Here is a 20,462-nt window from a genome sequence, read left to right as displayed (position 1 = left end):
ATGCGTGTCGATCCCCTGCCGACACTGGCGCGGATGCGGTCCGAGGCGCCGATCATCCGCCTGTTCAACCCGCACCAGCAAGCACCCGAGTGGCGTGTGACCCGCTACGCCGACGTCGTCGAACTGCTCCGCGACAATCGTTTCAGCAAGGACAAGCGGAAGCTGTCCGACGCGGCGCGATCCAGGTACTTCCGGGTGACCGAATTCGACCAGCTGGACAAGCACATGCTCTACGCCGATCCCCCGGAGCACACAAGATTGCGTGCCCTGGTCGCCAAGGCGTTCACTCCGCACCGGATCATCGAGCTCCGTCCATACGTCGCCGCAGCCACCGACAGGCTGCTCGACCAGGCCGAGCAGCAGGACTCGGTGGACCTGCTCGATGCACTGGCCTTCCGGCTGCCGATCACCGTCCTAGCCGAGCTGATCGGGATACCGATCGAAGACCAGGAGCGGTTCCGGGAGTGGACCAGGATCCTGATCGCTCCGCCGTCGGAGGGAGATTTCGACGCGCTGCGCACCATGGCGATCGAGTTCCAGCAGTATCTCGAGGAATTCCTCGAGATACGCCGCCGACAGCGCCGCGACGACCTCACCAGTGCGTTGATCGAGGCGCAGACTCATCGTGACCGGCTGTCGCCGGTGGAACTGATGAGCATGATCTTCTTGCTCATCGCCGCGGGTTTCGAAACGACGGGAAACCTCATCGGCAACGCGGCGTGGGCGCTGCTACGGAATCCCGCGGAACTGATGCGGCTGCGTGCCACACCAGCACTCATCGAACCGGCGATCGAGGAGGTGGTGCGATACTGCCCTCCGGTGAAGAACAGCACCGGTGCCTTTTCGCTGACCGATGTCGAATTCCGGGGCATGGTCATTCCAGCCGAGGAAATGGTCGTCGCGTCGCTGCTGTCGGCACATCATGATGACGCGCAGTTTCCCGAACCCGAACGGTTCGACATCACCCGAACACCGAACCGGCACTTGGGGTTCGGCCTCGGACCGCACTTCTGCCTCGGGGCCGCACTGGCAAGACTGGAGGCGACGGTCGCGATCAGCGCCGTGGTGCGGCGCTTCCCCCGACTGGAGTTCGCGGTCGATCCCGATACATTGCGATGGAAGGATGGCGTATTCGTGCACGGCCTGGAGCAACTTCCCGTGACCTGGGGGATACGATGACGATCCTGGTGCGGCAGGCGACGTTGGACGACCTGGACGAGATCATGGCTGTCGAGCAAGACTGGGAGGAATCTCAGCGAGCGAGCCGTGACCAGATGACAGCTCGCCTTCGTGCGTATCCCGAGGGGTTCTGGATCTTCGAACAGCACGGCGAGGTCGTCGGCACCTTGATGGGCTTCCCCATGCGGTATGAGGCGGACCGCATTTCCGAACTCAGCGATTGGGACACGGTGACCGGTCACGGTTACTATCCGGTCATCGATCTGGACACCGCGAACGCCATCTACCTGGCTTCCGGCTCACTGAAGCGCACCGCACGCGGCGGCACAGCATACGCGGTGATGATGGAAACCCCAGTCGAGCTGGCCGAGCGCTACGGACTGGATTATGTCCTCACCGGAGCAAAGATCCCCGGCTACGACGCATACTGCCGCCGTTTCGGCGAGATAGACGCCCCCGACTACGTGTTACGCACACTCGGCGGCTGCCTGGTCGATCCCTTCTTGGAGATGTACCGAGGGCACAACTATCTGGTGCCCGACCGAAGCCACATCGTCCCCAACTACTATCCGGACCCGCCAAGCCGCGATTACGGCGCGATCGTGGTGCGGAGCGTGCGGCACGCCCCCGCTCGAGGCTGAACCGCGTCCCCATCAGCCCGGCAGGCAGCTGCAGCAAGCTGATGGTTCTGCAGCACGGCAGCCATGCGCGGTGCGTGAGGCTCGCTGCCGTCGGAGCCTCCGCATCCCTGTACACGGTCTCAGAACGTCGCGCCGTTTCCATGCGGCGCTCGAGGACTATCGATTTCGTGCCGATACAGACCGCATTCGCCTCCGCGTAGAGAAAACTGTCGAAGCACAAGCAGTCGTCGATGAGTTGCTCGAACTGGCAGACCCGCCGACCGTCTTCTTCGCACTCAACAATCGGTGCACTATCGGAACCATCCGGTCTCTGCACGTGCGTCAACTCAGCAACGAGCGAGCGGTGATCGGATTCGACGACTTCGAACTCGCCGACATGCTGCTCCCAGCGGTCACTGTCGTGGGCCCCAACGTCACGGCCATGGGCAGAATCGCAACCGAGCGTCTCCTCGCACGTATCAACGGAGACGACTCCGCGCCCCAGACCAGCACCTTGCCCGTGCATCTCATCGCCCGAGGGTCGGGAGAGATCCTTCCCGATCGATAGTTTGTTCGCCTCCTGGCCGGTTTCATGCGCCGGGCAAGCTCCGCGGGGGCCGCACCGGCGCCGGATCTGGTGAAGTGGCAGTTCGGTGCTGCAGCAATCGCCCGGCGTGCCGGTTGCAGCGGCACCCACCACGGCCGTGGCGCCCGCACAAGCCAATTCGTTCAGCCACCTTCCGCGCGGCAGCCCGGGCGAACACGAGCATCCAAATCGACTGGTGTGCCGTGGCTCAGGTGGGCTCTCACGACCCCCTTATCCACTGCTCAAAAGTACCCGTTACGCCGCGATACATTGAGCCAACAAGTAACGGCACGTTTAATGGTGCGTCAACGATGACGTAACCAATATGCAACCTGGCACCCCAGACTCGCGCGAGGTGAAGCCACATGCGACAGCACTTGCCGAGACTTGATTCGGACTCCCTTCGTCACCTGTCCAAGGGATGGGATCCGATGAGCTGGTCGCCACGGGCCGTACTTCGACGATGTCGGGTCTGGGCCGCCGCCACCCGCCCCCGGCGCATCACCGTCCGTCTCCTCATCAGCTTGCTGATTCTGCTGGCGATCTGGCCCCTCTCGGGCGGCGCTGCCGTCGGGCGCGCGGACACGATTACCGGCGGCAGGAGCACATCCGCGATCGATGGGCTGGCCTGGACGGATATCCGCGACTCGTCCGGAATTCCGTTGTCGGACTACCTGTTCGCCACCGACGGGGGCAGCATTTTCCACCCGCGGGACGCGGTGCTTGCGACCATACTGGGCCTGCTTTTCACGGTATTCATGGTCATCGTGATCAGTGCGATCTGGCTGACCGGCTTCGTGGTGAGCTTTCGCTGGCTCGATTGGCTCAGCACGCCGTTGAACGCACTCGCCGACGGCCTACGGGATCAGATCGCGACCCCGATCGTGCTGGCCGCGGCGGCATCGATCGGCGCATTCTTCGTGGCTTGGTTCGTCGTCCGCGGATACCACGCCAAGGCTGTACTACAGGTGGTGGTCATGCTGGTGGTCGCAGTGGCCGGCGTCGGCTTTCTCGCGCATCCGCTGGCCGCTGTGCTGTCGCCGAACGGCCTGCTGGCCCAGGGGCGCGACGTCGGGATCTCGGTCGCGGCGGGGCTCAACGGCGACTCCAACCCGGACTCCAGATCCATTGTCGCCGACCTGAACAGCACCTTGGCCGACAATTTCGCTCGACATCCGCTGCAGTTATGGAATTTCGGTCATGTCATTGACGATTCGCCGAGATGTCGCACGGCCTGGTCGTCCGGAATCCTGGCGGGCAGTGAATCGCAGGTCGCACACGGGATGCGCGACTGCGGCGACGCCTATGCCCACGCCAAGATCATGAATCCGAGCCCAGGGCAGGTCGGCACCGGGCTGACACTTCTTATTTTCGGCACCATTCTCCTGCTGTTCATGTCCTACCTTTCGATCAAAATCTTGCTCGCCGCACTGTCGTCGGTCTTCCACGCGATCCTCACCGTTTTCGGTTTCGCCGCAGGCGGGTTCATATACGGCCCCACTCAGGCATTTCTGGTGCGCAATCTGGCCGGCATGGTCGGCGATGCCGGAGCGCTGGTGGTCTACACCACATACCTCGGTTGCTACACCCTTGTGCTGGACCATGTCTTCAGATCGGCACCCGACAGCGGTATGGCCGCGATCTTCGTCGGTGGGGTCGTGCTGATCGCAGGCTTCGTACTGCTGCGACGTCTCGATCTCAGCCTGCTCGGTGGCCAGAGCCGGACCGCCGAGAAGATTCGTGCGGCGCTCGAGGGCAGGCCGGCCCCGGCTGGCGGCCCATCCACCGGGATCGGCGAGTCGAGCCTGCGCTACTCGCTGTCACCGGGCCACGCCATGGGAACGGCACTGCGTGGTATCGCCGAATTCAACGCGAACCCCGTAGCGTCCTTTATGTTCGGTCGGTCATCGCCTTTGACGTACTACTCGAAGCACATGCAAGAAATGAATTATCTGAATTACGAATTGCTTCGGGGAAACGTACCGCAGCGGGCCGCTGGAAGCTGGATGGCCCGACTCACCTTGGGAAAGAATGCGCACGATGCGGCCGCCAGGGCTGCCGTGGACGACTTCGACGGCACCAACGCGCGAGCCGCTGCGGCAGCGATGACGACCATCCTCAGTCTCGGTGCCGACCGCGCCGACGCCATGGGTGCCCTCGCTGTCGCCCGCTTTCCCAGGGAAAGTCGAAGATGGGCGGCCGAGGCTCATGCCCGTACCATGCAGTCCGCCGAGGATAACCCGATGGAATACGGTCCACTGAAACGAGTTGCCGCCGCCTTGGACCTGGCCGAAAACTCCCGGCAATACGGCGTCGCCGAGCGAAACGCCCACAATGCCCAATTTGCAGAATCCGCGGCACTGTTCTACCGCCTCAGCCCCCGGCCCATGCGCAATCGCAGTGATGCGGATTGGGAAACCAATCCATTGGTCTGGGATACGGTGCGGCGAAACTACGCGACATACGACGAATTTCAGAATGTCGTAACACCAAATAGGTTTGCGCAAGCCGATGAGGACACCCGCAGATACATTGCGTACCGGCTTTCCAGGGATCTATCTGCAACGGGAGAACAATACTACCGAACCCCGGACGATCAAAATATTCGCGAGCAAGCGATACAGCGGAAGAATAGGGCCGCATATGTCGATCTGCGGCTAGCAGGTTCCAATATAGGTCCGTGGACAAATTAATTTCATTCGACAAGTTGGGTGATCGCCAAATGACAACATCGCAAAAAGAAGTAATCCGGAGCCTCGTGCCCGCCCGGATGGACCGGCTACCGTGGACGAAGTTCCACTGGCTCATTGTCGTCGGTCTCGGTGTGTCCTGGATTCTGGACGGTATCGAGATCCAGATCGTCAGCAGTATGGGCGGGCCCCTGCAGCATGACGGCACCCTTCACCTGACGAGTGGGCAGGTCGGCGCGATGGCGTCGTGGTATCTGGCGGGACAGGTCGTCGGCGCGCTCGTCTTCGGCCGGCTCACCGACCGGCTAGGCCGCAAGCGACTGTTCATCCTAACCCTGGCGATCTACCTGATCGGCAGTGGTCTCGCCGGGTTCGCCTGGAGTTCCTGGTCGCTGTATCTGTTCCGCTTCATCGCAGGCACCGGAATCGGCGGCGAATACACCGCGATCAACTCGGCCATCGACGAAATCATGCCGTCCAGGTATCGGGGCCGCGTGGACATCGCGATCAACGGAACCTATTGGGGCGGCGCGGCAATGGGCGCGGCGGCCAGCCTGATCCTGTTCAACGAGCGATTCGTGCCAACCGAATGGGGATGGCGGCTCGGCTTCTTCATCGGACCCGCCCTCGGACTCATCATCATCTTCGTGCGCCGCCACATTCCCGAAAGCCCGCGCTGGCTGCTCACCCACGGCCGGGCCGCCGAAGCCGAACGCACCGTCGATGAGATCGAAGCGCAAGTCCGCGGGCAGGGCATCGAACTGCCTCCGGTCGACGACAGCAAAGCTCTCGACATCGTCGATACCGACCGGCTCTCCTATATCCAGATGGCTCGGATCTTCTTCGGCCGCTACCCATCGCGTTCCTTCCTCGGCTTCACGATGATGGCCACGCAGGCATTTCTGTACAACGCGATCTTCTTCACCGTTGGTTTGGTGCTGATCAATTTCTACGATGTCCCAGCCGATCACACGGGATACTATTTCTTCCCGTTCGCGATCGGTAACTTGATCGGCCCATTGATACTTGGCCCGCTCTTCGACAGTATCGGTCGCCGGAAGATGATCTGCGCGACCTATCTGGGCTCCGGTTTCCTGCTTTTCGTTTCCGCGTGGGCATTCAATGCGGGCATTCTCGACGCCACCACCCAGACTCTCTTCTGGTGTGTCATCTTCTTCTTCGCCTCGGCGGGTGCGTCCTCTGCTTATCTCACAGTCAGCGAGATCTTCCCGCTGGAATTGCGCGGTCAAGCCATCTCGTTCTTCTTCGCCATTGCGCAGGGCGCTGGCGGGGTCGTAGCGCCGTTCCTCTTCGGACATCTGGTAGGTGGCGCCGACAACCCGAGTCCCGACCGGTTCCCGCTCACAGTGGGGTACCTCATCGGCGCCGGGTTCATGATCTTCGGTGGTCTGGTCGCCTGGTTCTTCGGCGTGAACGCCGAAGGTCGGTCCCTGGAGGACATCGCGGATCCGCTGTCCGTGGCGAAACCATCGGAACAATCTGCGCCTACCAACAGCGAGCCGATATCTGACGGCACGTCATATACCGCTCCAATGAACAGGGATCAGTGAGATGATGCAGCCAACTCCTTGGCGAGCGAGTCGAGACCGGCAGCAACACGCAGGGTCGACGCCAAGCTCCGCGGGCGGTACTCGGAGACGCCGGGTCGGCTTCGCCAAACTCCGCGCGAGGGTGCAACCACTGGCGACCCTGCTCCGTGACAACTGGGGTTACCTGTGCGCCGCAGTCGGAAGCAGCATCACATTCACCCTGCTGTTCAAGCCGTGGCTCGCCACGGGCGGCCCCGACGGCACGATCTGGAGCAATGCCTTCGGCCAAACCCACATCACCACCACGCTCGTGGGTCTCTGGTCGAAGAATCCACCGGCCCACTCCAACCTCAGCGGCAAGTGGGCCATCCTCGCCACCATCGCGATCTTCCTGACCATCTTCGCCGCGTTGATCAATATCCGGGCGCGCACCAATGCCCTTGCCGGTTTGACGACCGCTTCCGCAGTAGCTGTGGCGCTGTTCATCGCGTTCACGTTGGTCTATCTCAACGGGAGGGGACCAGAGCTGCGCTCCATGATCGGCTCCGGTCCGCCCACCGACCCGGGGACCCAAGTCGGCTACGTGATCCGATGGGCCTCGGGCAACGGACAATATCCAGTGCCAGGGCTACGGAAGGTCGAGTTCTCGACCGCGAAACTCACCGATACCGCGCTGCTGGCCGGTGCGACGGCGATGTTCTCGGCCATCGCGGCGACCGCGCAATGGGTTCGGAGAACGAAGTCACGCCACAGCACTGGCTGAGCCAAGGGCCCCTGCTTCTGCTCGATCACGCTAGGTGGTTGGTATTTTTCGTGCGGTGAGTTCCCGGCCTCGAGCAGAATGTTGGGGTGAGTTCGGCGGGTGTACCGAGTCAAGATGAATTGCTGCGGTCGACGGCCGAGCTCTGGTGATCTGCCTGCTGCTCGGTGTTCCCTACTCCGATCACCAGTTCTTCCAGCGCGACACCTTGATCATGCTCAGCCTTACCGCGTCGGTGCAGGAACGGGGGGCAGCGTCCGCGGCCCTATTCAGCTACCTGAGCGAGCTTGCGGCATGCAAGGAGGGCGATCGAGAAGATGACCTGATCAGGAGAGATTGATCACCGAGCGTGTCGCCACCGCCGAACTCGTGTCTGCGCCTCTCCGACGTCACCGATGACTGCGCGGAACCCGCCTCGCAGGTCACGGACCGCCCCCTCGTTTTCCTCGGAAAGGTTGTCCGGCAATGGCTGGATACGGATCGATGTCCCGGCACATGGCGGGCCCACCACTGAGCCGAAGCCGAAACGCAATACGCCAGCGCGATCTTCGCCACCACGATCGGCAACAAGCGGATACCTCACCAGCGAGCAACCGTTGACCGACAACGCCGAGCACCGCCGCAAATGGACCGCCGAAGAACTGGCCCCTCACCGAACGGCAACTCGCCATACTGCGCCACTGGTGGCACGGCGGCTACGCGTCAGACCAATGAGCGCCCTGTGCCGACCGTGCCCGCTCCGCCACAACGATGATCCTCCGTGCCCCTCCGGACCATCACCTCGACACCATTGTCCACCGCAGCTCACCCAACGAGCCCCCCGCTAACCCGCGGCAGCATGATACTGCTCGCGATGCTCGATCCAAGGCCGTTGGCGCTCTTCCTCACTCATCGCCAACAACTCACCCACTTCCCCCACGCCACCTCATCGACCGGGGTATAGATCTGCATCCACGCATGCGGAAGCGAGGGCAGAGACATGCTCGTCAAGAACATCTCCAACTCCCCCACCGCCAAATTACGAATCTGCTTCGTCCGACTCGCCGGAACCGCAACATCATTACGAGCCCACAACGACGCGAAAGCCTCACTCTCAGCACACAACTCAGAGATGAAATCTTCCCACCCGGGATCACCGAGGTTCTTCGCATAGGAGCCACGCAGGTAACCGACCATGCGCCGCAAGTCATCCCAATTGTGGTGATAGGTGTTGCAGCACTCCGGAGTCAGAAACACCCGACGAGCCACATTACGCTCGCCCTTGACGAAACCCGGGCACAGCGCCTCATACGACTTATTGTGCGCCAACACGTCATAACGCGGGCTGAGCACCACACCCGGCAACGGCGCCAAATGATCCAAAATCACCTGAAGCTCCTCCGGCAGAGCCGTTCCCGCATGCGCAGACGGCACCGTCGGCACATCCGCCAACCGATACAAATGCGCCTTCTCCGCCGCATCCAACGACAACGTCCGCGCAACCGCATCCAAAACCTGCACACTGACATTGATCTGGCGACCTTGCTCTAGCCAGGTGTACCACGGAAAGAGAGATCGATGGACAACTCGCTGCAGGAGCGTAGAGACGCAGCTCAGACCCCAGTTTCCACGGCATAACCCTTCCAAGTCCGATGTATAGATCACTTGACCGACACGAGCCTGGCAGAACACGAGTCCTCTGCCGACAGCACCGACAGCGACCGCTGCGGCAGACCACGTCAACATCTGGGTGGCACAAACGCGATCGAGGCCCCCGATGGGTCCTACTTGGGCGGCGACCAGTCCACCTCTGTGCTGGCATGGCTCCCGGGATCGGACGTTAGCCGCCTACCTTACGGAAGGCTGCCTCCCATCACCCATGGCGGCAGTATCACCGCGCCCATTCGTCGCGGTTTATCGCCATCATGGAAGCGATAGCTGCGAACTGAGCGCAGCCGGTCGAGAATACAACGATGACGTCAGGGCCATCCAAGTCGTTTCCGCCGGGCGAAGATGCACTGAAGATTCTGCTCGGCTGGTACGCCTCGGAGCGTTCGGACGGTGCCTCGCTGATGAGCGCCGGCTTCACGCAAGTCACAGGGATGCTCGCCTACGTCGGGGTCGTCACCACGCTCATCGGAAAGTCACCAGTACCAACGCCATTGGTGATAGTCGCCGCACCCTTGCCCGCGCTACTCCTCCTAGTCTTCTATACGGTCCACAGCTTCAATCAGGGGCTGCGTGCCACTTCTGTCCGCACCCTGGAGCAGCTGATCTATCCCGGCTTGGACGACTACGTGTCCAGTCAGCCGCTCCCGGCTTCGCATAAGGCTCTGCAGGCCAGCAAGTTTCATCGAAATATGGACGTCGATCTTCGCAAAGTGGCAATCGGACTCCACGCAACGGAGCTTTTCTACAACGCTGGGCATGCGAATCGCTGGCACGCCTCTTTACTCAATCTCTACTACGCTCTTGCCGCTCTACTGGTCTTGGGATTCACTGGAATTGTCGATGCAGTAGGTATCTATGCCGCCTTCGGACAATCAGTCGCCCACGATTGGAGATACATCCAGTGGGCACTCCTTTGGACGGAATTCGGTCTAGGAATCGCAATGTTCGTGTTCTTCTTGTGTTTCTGTGCTTCGGGTATGCGGCATCGCAACCGCGCCGAGGACGCGGCCAGAGAGGTCATCGCGAAGGCAGGAAAGACTCCACCCAAACAGGACCCGGCTACGCCGGCCTCAGAGCCGGTACTGCCGCCCGCAATACAGCAAATCCCCGAAACCAGTCCGGTGCGACGGTCGAATCGACGAGCACGATGGAGAATTCTCACCTTGCGACTTCGAAACCTCTTGTCATCGATGAATAGTTTGCAAACAAAAGGGTTAACCGAGGTGGCAAGATCGACGTATAGCCCGGATCACCCGAAATAATGTAGTCCCACCGGGCTATCAGGCAGCAGTACATCAGAAAGCTCCCGATCCCGCCAGCTGTGGCCCCTGTTGGGATGACATGCATTGTGGCAGTGAATAACTCAGACACATCGATGTCCACGACACGGGTGTCGCCGCGTATCCGTTCGCACCATTTGCCTTGACGACCTGATACATGGCCTCGATCGCGTCGTGACACCCCGAACCCGACCGAAACCCGTTACGCCGGGGTTCGAAATAGCCTCCTACTCGGGCTCGAGCGCATGACGCACTCAGCCTGCCGAGCGCGATCGGCAATCACGGGGATGCAAGTGGCCGGTACTTCCCGTTCACTTCCGGGATGAACGCCCGTCTCGCCGGCTGCGCTGGAGTAATTGTCAAAATCTGTGGATGGGGATGGCGCCTTGCCGCGCGCCCGCCCGAAAGCGGAGCTTCTTCACTCCGCTCACCGGACTGCTCAGGAGAAGTCCGCGGCGGTGATGCCGTCGGGGTGTCGAGGCGGCCACTGCACCAACTCGATCCGGTAGCCATCCGGGTCGGTGAGCCACGACGTCTTCGGGCCGTGAGGCCCGCCTGGGTACTGAACAGGTCCGGGCTCGAGGCCGGCGTCGGTCAGCCGCTGCAGGGTGGCGGCAAGAGCGTCCACCTGGATCGCGAGGTGGTCGAAACCGCTACCCACGTCGACGCGTCCGCCGGCGGGGCGGTGGACCAGTTCCAGTGAGGCCGCCGGTTCGCCGGGGAACGCGAGGATCACGAGGTGACTGCCATCGCCGGGGTCGACCCGGCCCAGCTCGGCGTAGCCCAGGGCGGTGTAGAAATCGAGTGAGCGGTCCAGGTCGGTGACGCGGTAGGAGACGAACAGCGTCTTCACGCGGGCTCCCCGGTCCGGCGCACCTGGTAGCGCAGGTGGGTGACGTCTCGATCCTCGAGCCGTCGGACGAGTTCGAGTTCGATGTGATCGCCACCGAGGTGGTCGAACAGTCGTCGGCCCTGCCCGAGGAGGACCGGAACCAGGTGGATCTCCATCTCGTCGATCTGCCCGGCCCGCAGGAGCGCTTGGGCCGCGCCTGCCCCGTGGACCATGACCGGTCGGTCCCCGGCGGCCGTGCGAGCCTGACGGGCGCAGTCCTCGACGTCGGTGACGAATCGCGCGTGGCCGAGTGGCACGTCCCCGTCATCCAGATGGTGGGTGAGGACGAAAATCGGCACACCGTCGTGATGGTCGCCGTGCCAACGCTTGGCGAGTTCGAAGGTCCGACGGCCGGCGATCAGCGCGCCGGTCGCCAGCGCCTCGCGATAGACCTGTCCGCTGGGACCGTCGGATTCCCGGTCGTCGAGCCAGTTGAAAAGGCGTCCACCGGCACGTCCGAGTTCCTGGCCCGGTCGATCGTCCGGGCCGGCGATGTAGCCGTCGAGCGACATCGACATGTACAGCCGAATCGGATTGCTCATTCTGTCCTCCATAATGTGGCGTCGATGAGGAAGACTCCCGACAGCAGGCAAACTCATCGGCTTGGCGAGGGGTAAATTCAGAGCAGTCGATCAGTGGCGGTGATTCGGGCTGCGTGAGCCTCGGGCGTTCGGCGAGCCGACCGCGTTCGAAGCAAGCGCCGGCCCGCAGGAGGGCAACCAGGCGGGGCCGCGTGCACGGCCTGCCAGCAGGTATGGGCGGGCTCGACCAGCCTGAACACATAGCCAAGGCTGCCGCGCGGGAGCCAGCGCCCTTGGTGACCTTGGTTCACAGCCGGACGGTGACGAAGGTCGGAGGAATTATCTCAGGCGACCTCTGTTGCGGTGTCGGCCGGGCCGATCGATGTCGGGGTGATGTCACGGGGGCGTTCGAGCAGTTTGCCCTTGTGGAACAGCGCCCCGTTGCGGACGAGCGCGACGAGTTCGCGGGCGTTGACCTTGCGCCAGCGGGGCCTGTGCGGACTCGATCAGCTTTGTAGGCCATGGCGATTCCCGCCGCGCGGGAGCCCGGCCCCTTGGTGACCTTGGTCGGCAACCGTACCGACGCGAAGGTCGATGCGACCTGATCGCCGACGACGAAGCCAAGCACGACCCCGCGTTCTTCGACAAGCTGCTGCGGTTGGAGAACGCTGTGGCCGACCGCCGCCCGTACCTGGAGGGCGCCCGGTTCTTCCATCTGATCGCCACCAAACCCCAGGCGCCAACCGCCACCGCAGCCGAGATGCGGCGGCGACGCGTCCCGATGGACATCGCCGGCTACGAGACACGGGTGCGCACCGAAGGGTGTTTCATCTGCGAGTTCCTCGCCGGGACACCTGGTTTCGAGCATGAGACCGTCTATGACGACGGCGAACACATGGGTTTCCTGAACACATATCCGACGCTGCCCGGATATGTGTTGGTGGTGCCGCGCCGACACGTCGAAGATGTCGTGCGCGACCTGACGCCACAGAAATATCTGCGACTGCAATCAGCTGTCCACACAGTGGCCAGAGGTGTCGCCGAAGCGATGAATCCTGAACGCCTGTACCTGTTCTCGATGGGGTCCAACGTCGATGAGGGCGAGTGTCACGGCGATCTGTTCAGCGCCTTTTCACCCTCGCTGCCATGCTGACTGCTACAAGAAACTCTCCGGACGAGGCAGGCCGCGTGCCGGATGTGGCGGCGGCTCAGCCGAGGTTGTTGATGCCGAGGGAGAAGTCGAAGTTCCCGACGCCGTTGCGGGCCAAGCCCATCGTCAACACGCCCGCTCCCTCTACCCAGTGGGCCATGCTCAGGTCGCCGGTGTCCCGTGGGCGCAGTCCGAGGCTCTCGACGAACGCTGACACGCTCGCCTTGGCTTGCGCATCGTCGCCGGCCATGAACACGTCCGCCGGGTCGCCTTTGGCCAGGACGTGGAGGAAAAGGGTGTTGAACGCCTTCACGACATGTGCGCTCGTGGGCGCGGCCTCGGCCACCCTTTGCGCGATGGAGGTGTCGTGCGGGACGGCCAGCCCGGTGCCGGTGGCGTTGAAGGGGTTGGTGATGTCGACGATGATCTTCCCGGCCAGCGCGTCCCCGAACTCGTGGACGGCCTGCACGGCGCTGTCGAACAGCACCGCGAGGATGACGATGTCGCCGGCCGGGGCGGCACCGAATGTTCCGGCTGTGGCGCCGCCGCCGAGTGATTTGGCCAGGGCCGCGGATTTGGCCGCGTCGCGGCCGATCACCTCGACGGTGTTGCCGCCCTTGATTGCCAGGGTGCCGATGGCGCCGGCCATGTTCCCCGAGCCGATGATGCTGATGCTGCTCATGATGTGTCCTTTCTCAGGCCCAGTGCGTCGGCCGTTGTCTCGCGGTCAGATCGCCGTGGTGCCGCCGTCGGCAACCAGCTCCAGCCCATTCACATAGCTCGAGTCGTCCGAGGCGAGGAACAGCGCGATCGCCGCGATCTCTTCGGGGCGGCCCATCTTTCGCCGCGGGATCAGCGACTCGAACGCCGCCTTGGTCTCCTCGTCGAACAGTTCCTCCTGCTTCGCAGTGGCGACCTGGCCGGGGGTCAGTACGTTCACCCGGATCCGCCTGTCCTTCAACTCGTTTAGCCACACGCGGGCCCAGGCCTGCTGCACCGCCTTGCTCCCCGCGTACAGGCTCCACCCGGGGAAGGCCCCGAGCGAAGCGTTCGACCCGGTCATGAAGATCGAGCCCTCGTCGTTGATCAGCGGCAGCGCCTTCTGCACCGTGAACAGCGTCCCGCGCGCGTTCAGCCAGAAGGCGGCATGGAACTGCTCCTCGGTGATCTCGCCGAGCTTGCCCGGCTCGCCCATTCCGGCGCTTGCCCACAGGACGTCGATGGAGCCCTTTTCCTTCTTGACCGTGTCGTACAAACGGTCGAGGTCGTTCAGGTCGGCCACATCGCCCTGCACGGCGGTCACGTTCCGGCCGATCTGCTCGACGGCGTCGTCCAGCGCGTCCTGCCGCCGGCCCATGATGAAGACATGAGCTCCTTCGTCTACGAACAACTCGGCGCCGGCCAGCGCCATGCCGGTTGATCCGCCGGTGATCACCGCTACCTTGCCATCGAGCTTTCCCACGATCACTCCCTTGAATTTATGAATACCCGGAACAGCCGGATGTTGAGGACGCTCAGAAGAGCGAAGCCTTGTCGTTTGCCGGACCCGCCGCGATCGGGGTCCGTGCCGTCAGTTGGCGGAGAAGTAGTGGCCGTTGTCCAGATCGGCGAGCAGGCTGGGCTGCACGGGTTCCCAGCCGAGGGTTCGGCGAGTGACGAGGTTGGAGGCCGGGTAGCTCTGTGTGACGATGTTCGCGAGGAACCCGAAGTACCCCGGCACCATCAGCTCGTCCATGGGAACGCTCACGACGGGCAGGCCCAGACGGCTGCCAATGGCCTCGGCGATCTCGCGGAGCGGGATGGCCCCGTCCCCGACCGCGTGCCAGTACCTGCCGGCCGGACCCTTCTCCAGCGCCAGCCGGAACACGGTGGCGCCGTCGCGGACGTGCACGGCGTTCCACAGGTTCGCGCCGTCTCCGGGGTAGCCGGCGAAGCCCTTCTCCTTCGCGAGCGCGATCAGCTGCGCGAGGAAGCCGGAATGATCGGTGGTGCTGTGTGCGATGTTGGCAAGCCGCACGATCGATGCCCGCACTCCCCGCTCGGCGAGGCCGACCACGGCGGTCTCCACGACGTTACGGGCCCGCAGGGTGCCCCTGTGCTCGTCGCCGACGGGAAGGGCCGGGTCGTCCTCGGTGGCCGGCCGGCCCAAGTTCCCCGGCGAGCCGATGCTCCCCGCTGCGACCAGCGGCTTCCCGGTGCCCGCCAATGCCTCGCCGTACGCGAGCATGATCGGGAGCTCCGCGGCGGCCACGGCGTCGATCCCGCCGGAGGGAAGCAGGTCCTGCCTGTGCGCGACGTGGATGACGCCGTCGGAGTCCGCGGCCGCCTCCTTCAGCCCGTCGAGGTCCTGAAGGTCGCCGAGATGTACCTTCGCGCCGAGCGTGGACACTGCCGCCGCGGCGGTGTCCGACCGAGCCAGGGCAGTGACCTCGTGCCCGGCGGCGACGAGCTCGGGAATGATGTACGAACCGGAATGGCCGGTCCCGCCAGCGACGAAAACGCGCACGCTGTGTCCTTGTGTGGGTAGGTGATGTGGGTGAGCTCAATCGAGAACGTCGACGCCGAGGGCGATGTCGAAGGTCCCCGCGCCGTGGCGGGCCAGGCCCATCAGCAGCGGCCCGACACCTTCCAGCCAGCGGGCCATCTCCAGGCCGCCGACGTCGAGCGGACGCAGCCCGAGGCTCTCGATGAACGTCGCCACGCCGACCTTGGCCCGCGCGTCGTCTCCGGCGAAGAGCACGTCCAGCCGACGGTCCTGGGCCAGGACGTGGCCGAAGACGGTGTTGAACGCCTTCACGACGTGTGCGCTCGCCGGGGCGGCCTTGGCGATCTCCTGCGCTCCGGACGTGCCGTCAGGCGTGACGAGCCCGGTGGCGTCGGCGTCGAAGGTGTTGGAGATGTCGATGATGACCTTGCCGGCCAGCGCATCCCCGTACTTTGTGACGACCGCGACGGCGCTGGTGTATGGCACGGCGAGGACGACGATGTCGCCGGCAGGGACGGTGCCGAACGTCCCTACCGTGGCTCCGCCGCCGAGCTCGGCAGCCAGACCCTTGGCCTTGCCCGTGTCGCGGCCGACGAGCTCGACGGAGTTGCCGCCCGCGACCGCGCGAGCCGCTATGGCGTCGGCCATTCCGCCCAGGCCGATGAAACTGACGCTGCTCATGATGTGCCTGCTTTCTGAAAGCTGGACAGGACGGCGTTCTCGCCTCGTCCTTGTAGAAATCCGATCCGGAATTCTTCGACCGAATTCGCTTGCGCCCCTTTGACGATGTCACCGGTCAGAGTGCGTGTCCAAGACCTCTTTCAGCCGTGGTGATACCTTGGGGGCATTGCCGGACCGGGAGGTTCCATGGATCTGGACCTGCGCAAGCTGCGCTACTTCGTCGCTGTCGCCGACCGGCTGCATTTCGGCCGCGCCGCCGAGGAGCTGCACATCGCGCAACCGGTACTCAGTCGCCAAATCCGCGCTCTGGAAAAGGATCTCGGTGCCGCGCTGTTCACCAGGGACACTCATGGCGTGGAGCTGACCGACGCGGGCCGACAGCTGCTGGACGACGCCGGCCCGCTGCTCGCCTCAGTGCGCGCGGTCCGGCGCCGGGTGTCCGTGGCCGGCCGCGGGAGCCAGCGGTTGGTCGTCGGCTTCCGGACCGGCATCCCGGTCATCCCGGCGGCGCGGGCGTTCGAGGCCCGGAACCCGGACGTGGTCGTGGACGTGCAGCGGATGGAATGGGACGACCAGGCTCTGATGCTGCTGGATGGCCGTGTCGACGTCGGCTACGTGCGGCTGCCGGTCGACGAGACCGGGCTACACCTGACCCCGCTCTACACCGAGCCACTCATGGTGGCGCTGCCCGCCGACCACCGGTTGGCCGGCAAGGAGGAACTCGCCGAGGCCGACCTGGACGGTGAGCCGGTGATCTGGCATGCCGACCCGAGTACGCGGCCCACCAGGCGCCCGCACCCCGACTCCGGACTCAGGGCGCGCGGGGTGGAGGAGAAGCTCGAGCACGTCGCGGCAGGCCGGGGCATCTCGTTCGTCGGGCGGTCGGAGACCGTGTTCTACTCACGTCCCGACATCAGCTATGTGCCGATCCCGGAACTGGCGCCTGAACAGGTGTGCCTCGCGGTGGCGGAATCGCGCACCTCGCGACTGGTCGACGACTTCTTCGCCGCGGCGCAGGAAACGGCCGAGATCACCGCGGAATGTGGAAACTACACAATGTGGCAGACCGCGAATTAGGCGACGGGGAGGTCTCGGCTTCGGAGGAATTCGTCGAGCAGTGCGGGCAGCCCGGAGAGGTCGTCGCCGACCCCGGGCGGCGCGCCAAGTGGCGCTCACCGTCTCGTCCTGAGCCGCGGCGGAGTTCTGAGATGGCTCATCAACACATACACTGAGCTCTCGTCGGTCCACCCGGCATTCAAGAACCTCCCCTACGGCCACATGACTACCGAAGATTGTTCGCGACCGAACTCGCTAACAGCGGGCTCCCGATCTATATCGGCGCGGCGCTACTTGGTCATTTGGAGTTGGAGACCTTCCGCGGCTACGTCGCAGTATTCGACGAAGACGTTATTCAGCACTATCGGGCACACCAAGCGGCGTCAGATGCGCCCATCCGACGAATACCGTGATGTGACAACCGAAGAGTGGGCAGAATTCGAGGAGCACTTCGATAAGCGCAAGGTCGAACTCGGCGGCTGCGCCCGACCATATGGCACTGGCTGCCAGCATGAGCACGCGTGCATCCGGTGCCCGATGCTCAACATCAACCCGAAGATGCTTTCGCGACTGGCCGAGATCGAAGACGACCTGCTCGGCCGCCGAGAGCGAGCCGAGCGAGAGGCTTGGCTCAGTGAGATCGACGGCATCGATCTCACATTGTCCTTCCTCCGGCAAAAGCGTTCGGAGACAGAACGATTAGCGCGCCTGCCCCCCGCCGGACCCACGATGATCACCTTGGAACCACCACCGCCCCGCGCAAGCTGAACGACGATGCCTGCATGGGACAAGTCAGAGAATGACCTGTCCCATGCAGGGTGTCGATGCGCAGATTTCGCGGTTCAGCCCAGCGGGACCAGCCACGGAACCGCATTGTCCTTGAAGCTTTGCCGCTCAGGAATGAGGCCGCTGTGATCGTCGAGGCTGACCAGCGTGACCCCGACCAAGCCGGCCTCATCACCTTTGGATGCCACGCTTGATCCGCAGACTGGGCAGAACCCGCGGCATATCTGCGGGAACGTCTCGAACCAGGTCGGTTCCCCGCCCGGGCCGGTCCACTCGAATCCTTCCTCGGGAAAAGATACCCATGACATGACCGGGGCACCCGAAAGCCGCTGGCAGTGCTCACACGAGCACAGGTGCGGGAAATCGGGGTCTCCGGCCGCAGAGAACCGGATATTGCCACAGAGACAGCCGCCGTTCACTTGACTCCTCGTCGTTACGCACAAGGCGTGAATGAGTAGGGGTGCTCATGCTCGTATGCGCGAACGACGACGCTGCCCTCAACCTCGAACAGCCTCCGCGCGGAGCAGGCACCAACCACTCTGCCACGCTGCCGTTCGCCGCCGTGGAAGACCGCGAGGTCGCCAGTCGTGGAATCTCCGATGGCCGGACAGGAGTGGACGCCCTTCTGATTGGCGGATACCGCGTTCCGGAACGCCCGCCCTGCGGCATGTGCGGACATGTCGAAGCAGGACCAGTAGCTCCTCTCACCACGATCTCGGCCCGCACGCATGCCGAACTTGTCGGAGGCTATTCGTAGCGTTCATGGAATGAACTGGAGACCGTGGCTGGAGCTGTGGAGCGAGGAACGGATCACCGCCAGTGATCCCGGTGACCTGGAGCCCGAGGTGGTGCAGCAGCGCTGGCTCGGCTACGCCCCAGCCGCCGAGGCCGACGTCGCAGCGGCCGAGGAGCGCCTCGGCCTGAGATTGCCGCCCTCGTATCGCAGCTTCCTGCTAACCACCGATGGATGGCGCCATGCCGGGGAATTCGTGCGGAAGATGCGTGACACCACCAATCTGGGATGGCTGCGTGACCTCGAACCGGCCTGGGAGTCGTGGGCCGACCTGGTCACCGAGGCTCCGGTCGACGCGCCGGGTAACCCGTTCAGTCGCGGGCTACTGATCTCGCTTCACGCCGACGCCGGGGTCCTGTTCCTCGACCCGGCCGACCGTGACGAGAACGGCGAGTGGGCCGCCTACAGCGTGTTTTCCTGGGCTGAATTTCCGCGGCGATATCCGTCGTTCACTGCCCTCATGGAATCGCTATACCTAGGCTTTCATCAAATACGTCAGCCGGCGGGCAAGACTCGAGACAGCTGGGATCTGGCGGTGGAACAGGCTCGGAGCGAGGCACTTTCCGGAGACATCGACACAGCCATGGTGGCCCTGGAAAAAGCCCAACATTTCGGCCGGCCACGCGCCACAGTCTTACGAGTCCAGCTCCAGATGTCCCTCGCCAACTCCTCCCCGTACGAGGCCTCCCGGCTTCTTTCACATCTGCTACCTCCGGCGCCCGTCCCGGACGGATTCTTCACCGGTTCACTGTTCACCGAAGAGTTCCTGCCGTGCATGTTCCTGCAACACGCACATAAAGAACCCTGGTATGGCTCCGCGCTCGAAAATGCCCAGTACCTGGCAGACCGCGCACGTACCGGGCACCGCGTAGCACTCGAACGCGCCCAGCAACACGCCGACAATGAGCACTCGCAGTACTCCGCACTCGAAGTTGCCCAGATCCTCGAAATCACACAAAACGACCCCGGACTCGAGATCGGACGTGCCATCGACGAGCACCGAGCGCGGATACAGCAGCCCGGCTACCGGCTCACCTACGGAAACCAGGCATTCGACACCGCGGTGCGAAACGCGCTCGCGCAACACCACTCCGCCCCAACGGCACTGTGGCATGCGCTCGAGACCGCGATGACGCAATGGCAGCCCCGCACTCCAGATCACATCGCCCCGATCGCGCTGCTCGCCGACCCTGTTGTGGCGTGCAGCCTCACCCCAGAACGCGGCCGCGCGTTGTTGAGTAAACCGCGGAATGGCCGCTGACCCCGCGAGCAAACCGCCCCCGACATCGCGCAGCATCGGAAACGGTAGCCGGTAGTGTCGGCATCCCGAGCAGACCGAATCGGTTCTGTCACTGGTTCGACGATTTCGCCATCCGCCGGGGACGAATCTACGGCACGATCACTGTCGATACATCCAGAGGTCCGGGTCGTCTGCCGGACCGCGGCGGTCCCTACGCCGACGGCGCCAGCCGCGGTGCCCCCGCCGCGATCCAGGTCGCGGACCGTTGGCATCTGCTTCACAACCTCACTACAGCGGTTGACCGCGTCGTCCGTGCACATCGTAAATGCCTTGTCCAGCAAGAGGATACATCGGTTCGTAGCCAAGAGCCGAAGACTATGGTGCTGTCCGTAACGGCCTCACGCTGGAATGGAGTAGCGGTGCTGTCGAAGGCAACGTGAACCGCGCAATTCTGTGGAATCTGAAAAGTCAAGCCGGTGACCGTTGTCCGTGGCGGACGCCAACGATCGGCAGCTGGATGCCGATCGCGGTGCCGGCCCGGGG

Annotated in this window: 20 protein-coding genes and 2 pseudogenes; 13 read left to right on the top strand and 9 right to left on the bottom strand. The window is 63.7% G+C overall.

Annotated elements, in window-relative coordinates; all coding sequences use genetic code 11:
- From ACIBJI_RS40680 to ACIBJI_RS40655, 6 genes are all read left to right on the top strand, one after another.
- The gene (locus ACIBJI_RS40680; RefSeq protein ID WP_397088445.1) at positions 1-1,179 is read left to right on the top strand and encodes a cytochrome P450; all 1,179 of its coding nucleotides are present in this window, start codon (positions 1-3) and stop codon (positions 1,177-1,179) included.
- A complete protein-coding gene (locus ACIBJI_RS40675) occupies positions 1,176-1,820 on the top strand; it encodes a hypothetical protein (protein WP_364358706.1) in 645 nt (214 codons plus the stop codon). The genes ACIBJI_RS40680 and ACIBJI_RS40675 overlap by 4 nt, the downstream gene beginning before the upstream one ends.
- Positions 1,821-1,890: 70 nt before the next feature.
- Positions 1,891-2,367 (top strand): substrate-binding domain-containing protein, encoded by a 477-nt coding sequence (locus tag ACIBJI_RS40670; RefSeq protein ID WP_397088443.1) that lies wholly within the window; start codon positions 1,891-1,893, stop codon positions 2,365-2,367.
- A gap of 449 nt (positions 2,368-2,816) precedes the next feature.
- The gene (locus ACIBJI_RS40665; RefSeq protein ID WP_364358712.1) at positions 2,817-5,078 is read left to right on the top strand and encodes a hypothetical protein; all 2,262 of its coding nucleotides are present in this window, start codon (positions 2,817-2,819) and stop codon (positions 5,076-5,078) included.
- A 29-nt stretch (positions 5,079-5,107) separates the two neighbouring features.
- The gene (locus ACIBJI_RS40660; RefSeq protein WP_364358715.1) at positions 5,108-6,646 is read left to right on the top strand and encodes an MFS transporter; all 1,539 of its coding nucleotides are present in this window, start codon (positions 5,108-5,110) and stop codon (positions 6,644-6,646) included.
- A gap of 121 nt (positions 6,647-6,767) precedes the next feature.
- Complete coding sequence (locus ACIBJI_RS40655; protein ID WP_397088441.1) at positions 6,768-7,388, top strand: hypothetical protein; 621 nt, start codon at positions 6,768-6,770, stop codon at positions 7,386-7,388.
- A gap of 885 nt (positions 7,389-8,273) precedes the next feature.
- Here the strand turns inward: ACIBJI_RS40655 and ACIBJI_RS40650 are convergent.
- Positions 8,274-8,885: a hypothetical protein gene (locus tag ACIBJI_RS40650; protein ID WP_397088439.1), complete on the bottom strand. Its 612-nt coding sequence runs from the start codon at positions 8,883-8,885 to the stop codon at positions 8,274-8,276.
- Positions 8,886-9,337: 452 nt separating this feature from the next.
- Between ACIBJI_RS40650 and ACIBJI_RS40645 the strand changes: the two genes are divergently transcribed.
- Entirely contained in the window at positions 9,338-10,297 is a 960-nt protein-coding gene (locus ACIBJI_RS40645; protein ID WP_397088437.1) for a hypothetical protein, read from the top strand.
- Positions 10,298-10,754: 457 nt separating this feature from the next.
- Here ACIBJI_RS40645 and ACIBJI_RS40640 read toward each other — a convergent pair whose 3' ends face one another.
- From ACIBJI_RS40640 to ACIBJI_RS40630, 3 genes and pseudogenes are all read right to left on the bottom strand, one after another.
- Positions 10,755-11,168 (bottom strand): VOC family protein, encoded by a 414-nt coding sequence (locus ACIBJI_RS40640; protein WP_364360029.1) that lies wholly within the window; start codon positions 11,166-11,168, stop codon positions 10,755-10,757.
- Positions 11,165-11,749, bottom strand: coding sequence for a dihydrofolate reductase family protein (locus ACIBJI_RS40635; protein ID WP_364360026.1), 585 nt, complete (start codon positions 11,747-11,749; stop codon positions 11,165-11,167). The genes ACIBJI_RS40640 and ACIBJI_RS40635 overlap by 4 nt, the downstream gene beginning before the upstream one ends.
- A gap of 323 nt (positions 11,750-12,072) precedes the next feature.
- A pseudogene (locus ACIBJI_RS40630) lies at positions 12,073-12,329 on the bottom strand (IS256 family transposase); the annotation flags it as partial.
- Positions 12,330-12,386: 57 nt separating this feature from the next.
- Here ACIBJI_RS40630 and ACIBJI_RS40625 point away from each other — a divergent pair.
- Positions 12,387-12,881 carry an HIT family protein gene (locus ACIBJI_RS40625; protein ID WP_397088434.1) on the top strand — a complete coding sequence of 165 codons (495 nt, stop codon included), beginning with the start codon at positions 12,387-12,389 and terminating at the stop codon, positions 12,879-12,881.
- A gap of 55 nt (positions 12,882-12,936) precedes the next feature.
- On the opposite strand, the gene ACIBJI_RS40620 is transcribed toward ACIBJI_RS40625, so the two are convergent.
- The 4 genes from ACIBJI_RS40620 to ACIBJI_RS40605 form a co-directional block, all read right to left on the bottom strand.
- Positions 12,937-13,560, bottom strand: a complete 624-nt coding sequence (locus ACIBJI_RS40620; protein WP_397088433.1) for an NADPH-dependent F420 reductase — start codon at positions 13,558-13,560, stop codon at positions 12,937-12,939.
- A 45-nt stretch (positions 13,561-13,605) separates the two neighbouring features.
- Positions 13,606-14,340 (bottom strand): SDR family NAD(P)-dependent oxidoreductase, encoded by a 735-nt coding sequence (locus tag ACIBJI_RS40615; RefSeq protein WP_397088431.1) that lies wholly within the window; start codon positions 14,338-14,340, stop codon positions 13,606-13,608.
- A 108-nt stretch (positions 14,341-14,448) separates the two neighbouring features.
- Positions 14,449-15,384, bottom strand: a complete 936-nt coding sequence (locus tag ACIBJI_RS40610; protein ID WP_364360017.1) for an SDR family oxidoreductase — start codon at positions 15,382-15,384, stop codon at positions 14,449-14,451.
- A gap of 36 nt (positions 15,385-15,420) precedes the next feature.
- Positions 15,421-16,044, bottom strand: coding sequence for an NADPH-dependent F420 reductase (locus tag ACIBJI_RS40605; protein WP_396956511.1), 624 nt, complete (start codon positions 16,042-16,044; stop codon positions 15,421-15,423).
- Between the two features lie 186 nt (positions 16,045-16,230).
- On the opposite strand from ACIBJI_RS40605, the gene ACIBJI_RS40600 reads away from it, so the two are divergent.
- The 3 genes from ACIBJI_RS40600 to ACIBJI_RS40590 all read left to right on the top strand — a co-directional run bounded on the left by ACIBJI_RS40600 (position 16,231) and on the right by ACIBJI_RS40590 (position 17,868).
- Complete coding sequence (locus ACIBJI_RS40600; RefSeq protein WP_397088428.1) at positions 16,231-17,121, top strand: LysR family transcriptional regulator; 891 nt, start codon at positions 16,231-16,233, stop codon at positions 17,119-17,121.
- Positions 17,122-17,336: 215 nt separating this feature from the next.
- Positions 17,337-17,513 (top strand): hypothetical protein, encoded by a 177-nt coding sequence (locus tag ACIBJI_RS40595; RefSeq protein ID WP_397088426.1) that lies wholly within the window; start codon positions 17,337-17,339, stop codon positions 17,511-17,513.
- A 1-nt stretch (position 17,514) separates the two neighbouring features.
- Positions 17,515-17,868, top strand: a complete 354-nt coding sequence (locus ACIBJI_RS40590) for a hypothetical protein (protein ID WP_397088424.1) — start codon at positions 17,515-17,517, stop codon at positions 17,866-17,868.
- Positions 17,869-17,942: 74 nt separating this feature from the next.
- Here the strand turns inward: ACIBJI_RS40590 and ACIBJI_RS40585 are convergent, their stop codons facing one another.
- Entirely contained in the window at positions 17,943-18,305 is a 363-nt protein-coding gene (locus ACIBJI_RS40585; RefSeq protein ID WP_364360002.1) for a GFA family protein, read from the bottom strand.
- A 348-nt stretch (positions 18,306-18,653) separates the two neighbouring features.
- On the opposite strand from ACIBJI_RS40585, the gene ACIBJI_RS40580 reads away from it, so the two are divergent.
- On the top strand, positions 18,654-19,940 hold the full coding sequence (locus ACIBJI_RS40580; RefSeq protein ID WP_397088422.1) for an SMI1/KNR4 family protein: 1,287 nt from the start codon (positions 18,654-18,656) through the stop codon (positions 19,938-19,940).
- Between the two features lie 2 nt (positions 19,941-19,942).
- Positions 19,943-20,224, top strand: a pseudogene (locus ACIBJI_RS40575) (hypothetical protein); the annotation flags it as partial.
- Positions 20,225-20,462 lie beyond the last annotated feature (238 nt).

The organism is Nocardia sp. NPDC050408 (assembly GCF_044458905.1).
Taxonomy (GTDB): Bacteria; Actinomycetota; Actinomycetes; order Mycobacteriales; family Mycobacteriaceae; genus Nocardia.
Note: the sequence above shows the minus strand (reverse complement) of the source record. Positions and strands in the feature narration are given on the sequence as shown.

Coding starts and splice junctions, on each gene's coding strand:
- ACIBJI_RS40680 (WP_397088445.1), top strand. CDS start 1: ATGCGTGTCGATCCCCTGCCGACACTGGCGCGGATGCGGTCCGAGGCG.
- ACIBJI_RS40675 (WP_364358706.1), top strand. CDS start 1,176: ATGACGATCCTGGTGCGGCAGGCGACGTTGGACGACCTGGACGAGATC.
- ACIBJI_RS40665 (WP_364358712.1), top strand. CDS start 2,817: ATGAGCTGGTCGCCACGGGCCGTACTTCGACGATGTCGGGTCTGGGCC.
- ACIBJI_RS40660 (WP_364358715.1), top strand. CDS start 5,108: ATGACAACATCGCAAAAAGAAGTAATCCGGAGCCTCGTGCCCGCCCGG.
- ACIBJI_RS40645 (WP_397088437.1), top strand. CDS start 9,338: ATGACGTCAGGGCCATCCAAGTCGTTTCCGCCGGGCGAAGATGCACTG.
- ACIBJI_RS40635 (WP_364360026.1), bottom strand. CDS start 11,749: ATGAGCAATCCGATTCGGCTGTACATGTCGATGTCGCTCGACGGCTAC.
- ACIBJI_RS40620 (WP_397088433.1), bottom strand. CDS start 13,560: ATGAGCAGCATCAGCATCATCGGCTCGGGGAACATGGCCGGCGCCATC.
- ACIBJI_RS40605 (WP_396956511.1), bottom strand. CDS start 16,044: ATGAGCAGCGTCAGTTTCATCGGCCTGGGCGGAATGGCCGACGCCATA.
- ACIBJI_RS40600 (WP_397088428.1), top strand. CDS start 16,231: ATGGATCTGGACCTGCGCAAGCTGCGCTACTTCGTCGCTGTCGCCGAC.
- ACIBJI_RS40580 (WP_397088422.1), top strand. CDS start 18,654: ATGAACTGGAGACCGTGGCTGGAGCTGTGGAGCGAGGAACGGATCACC.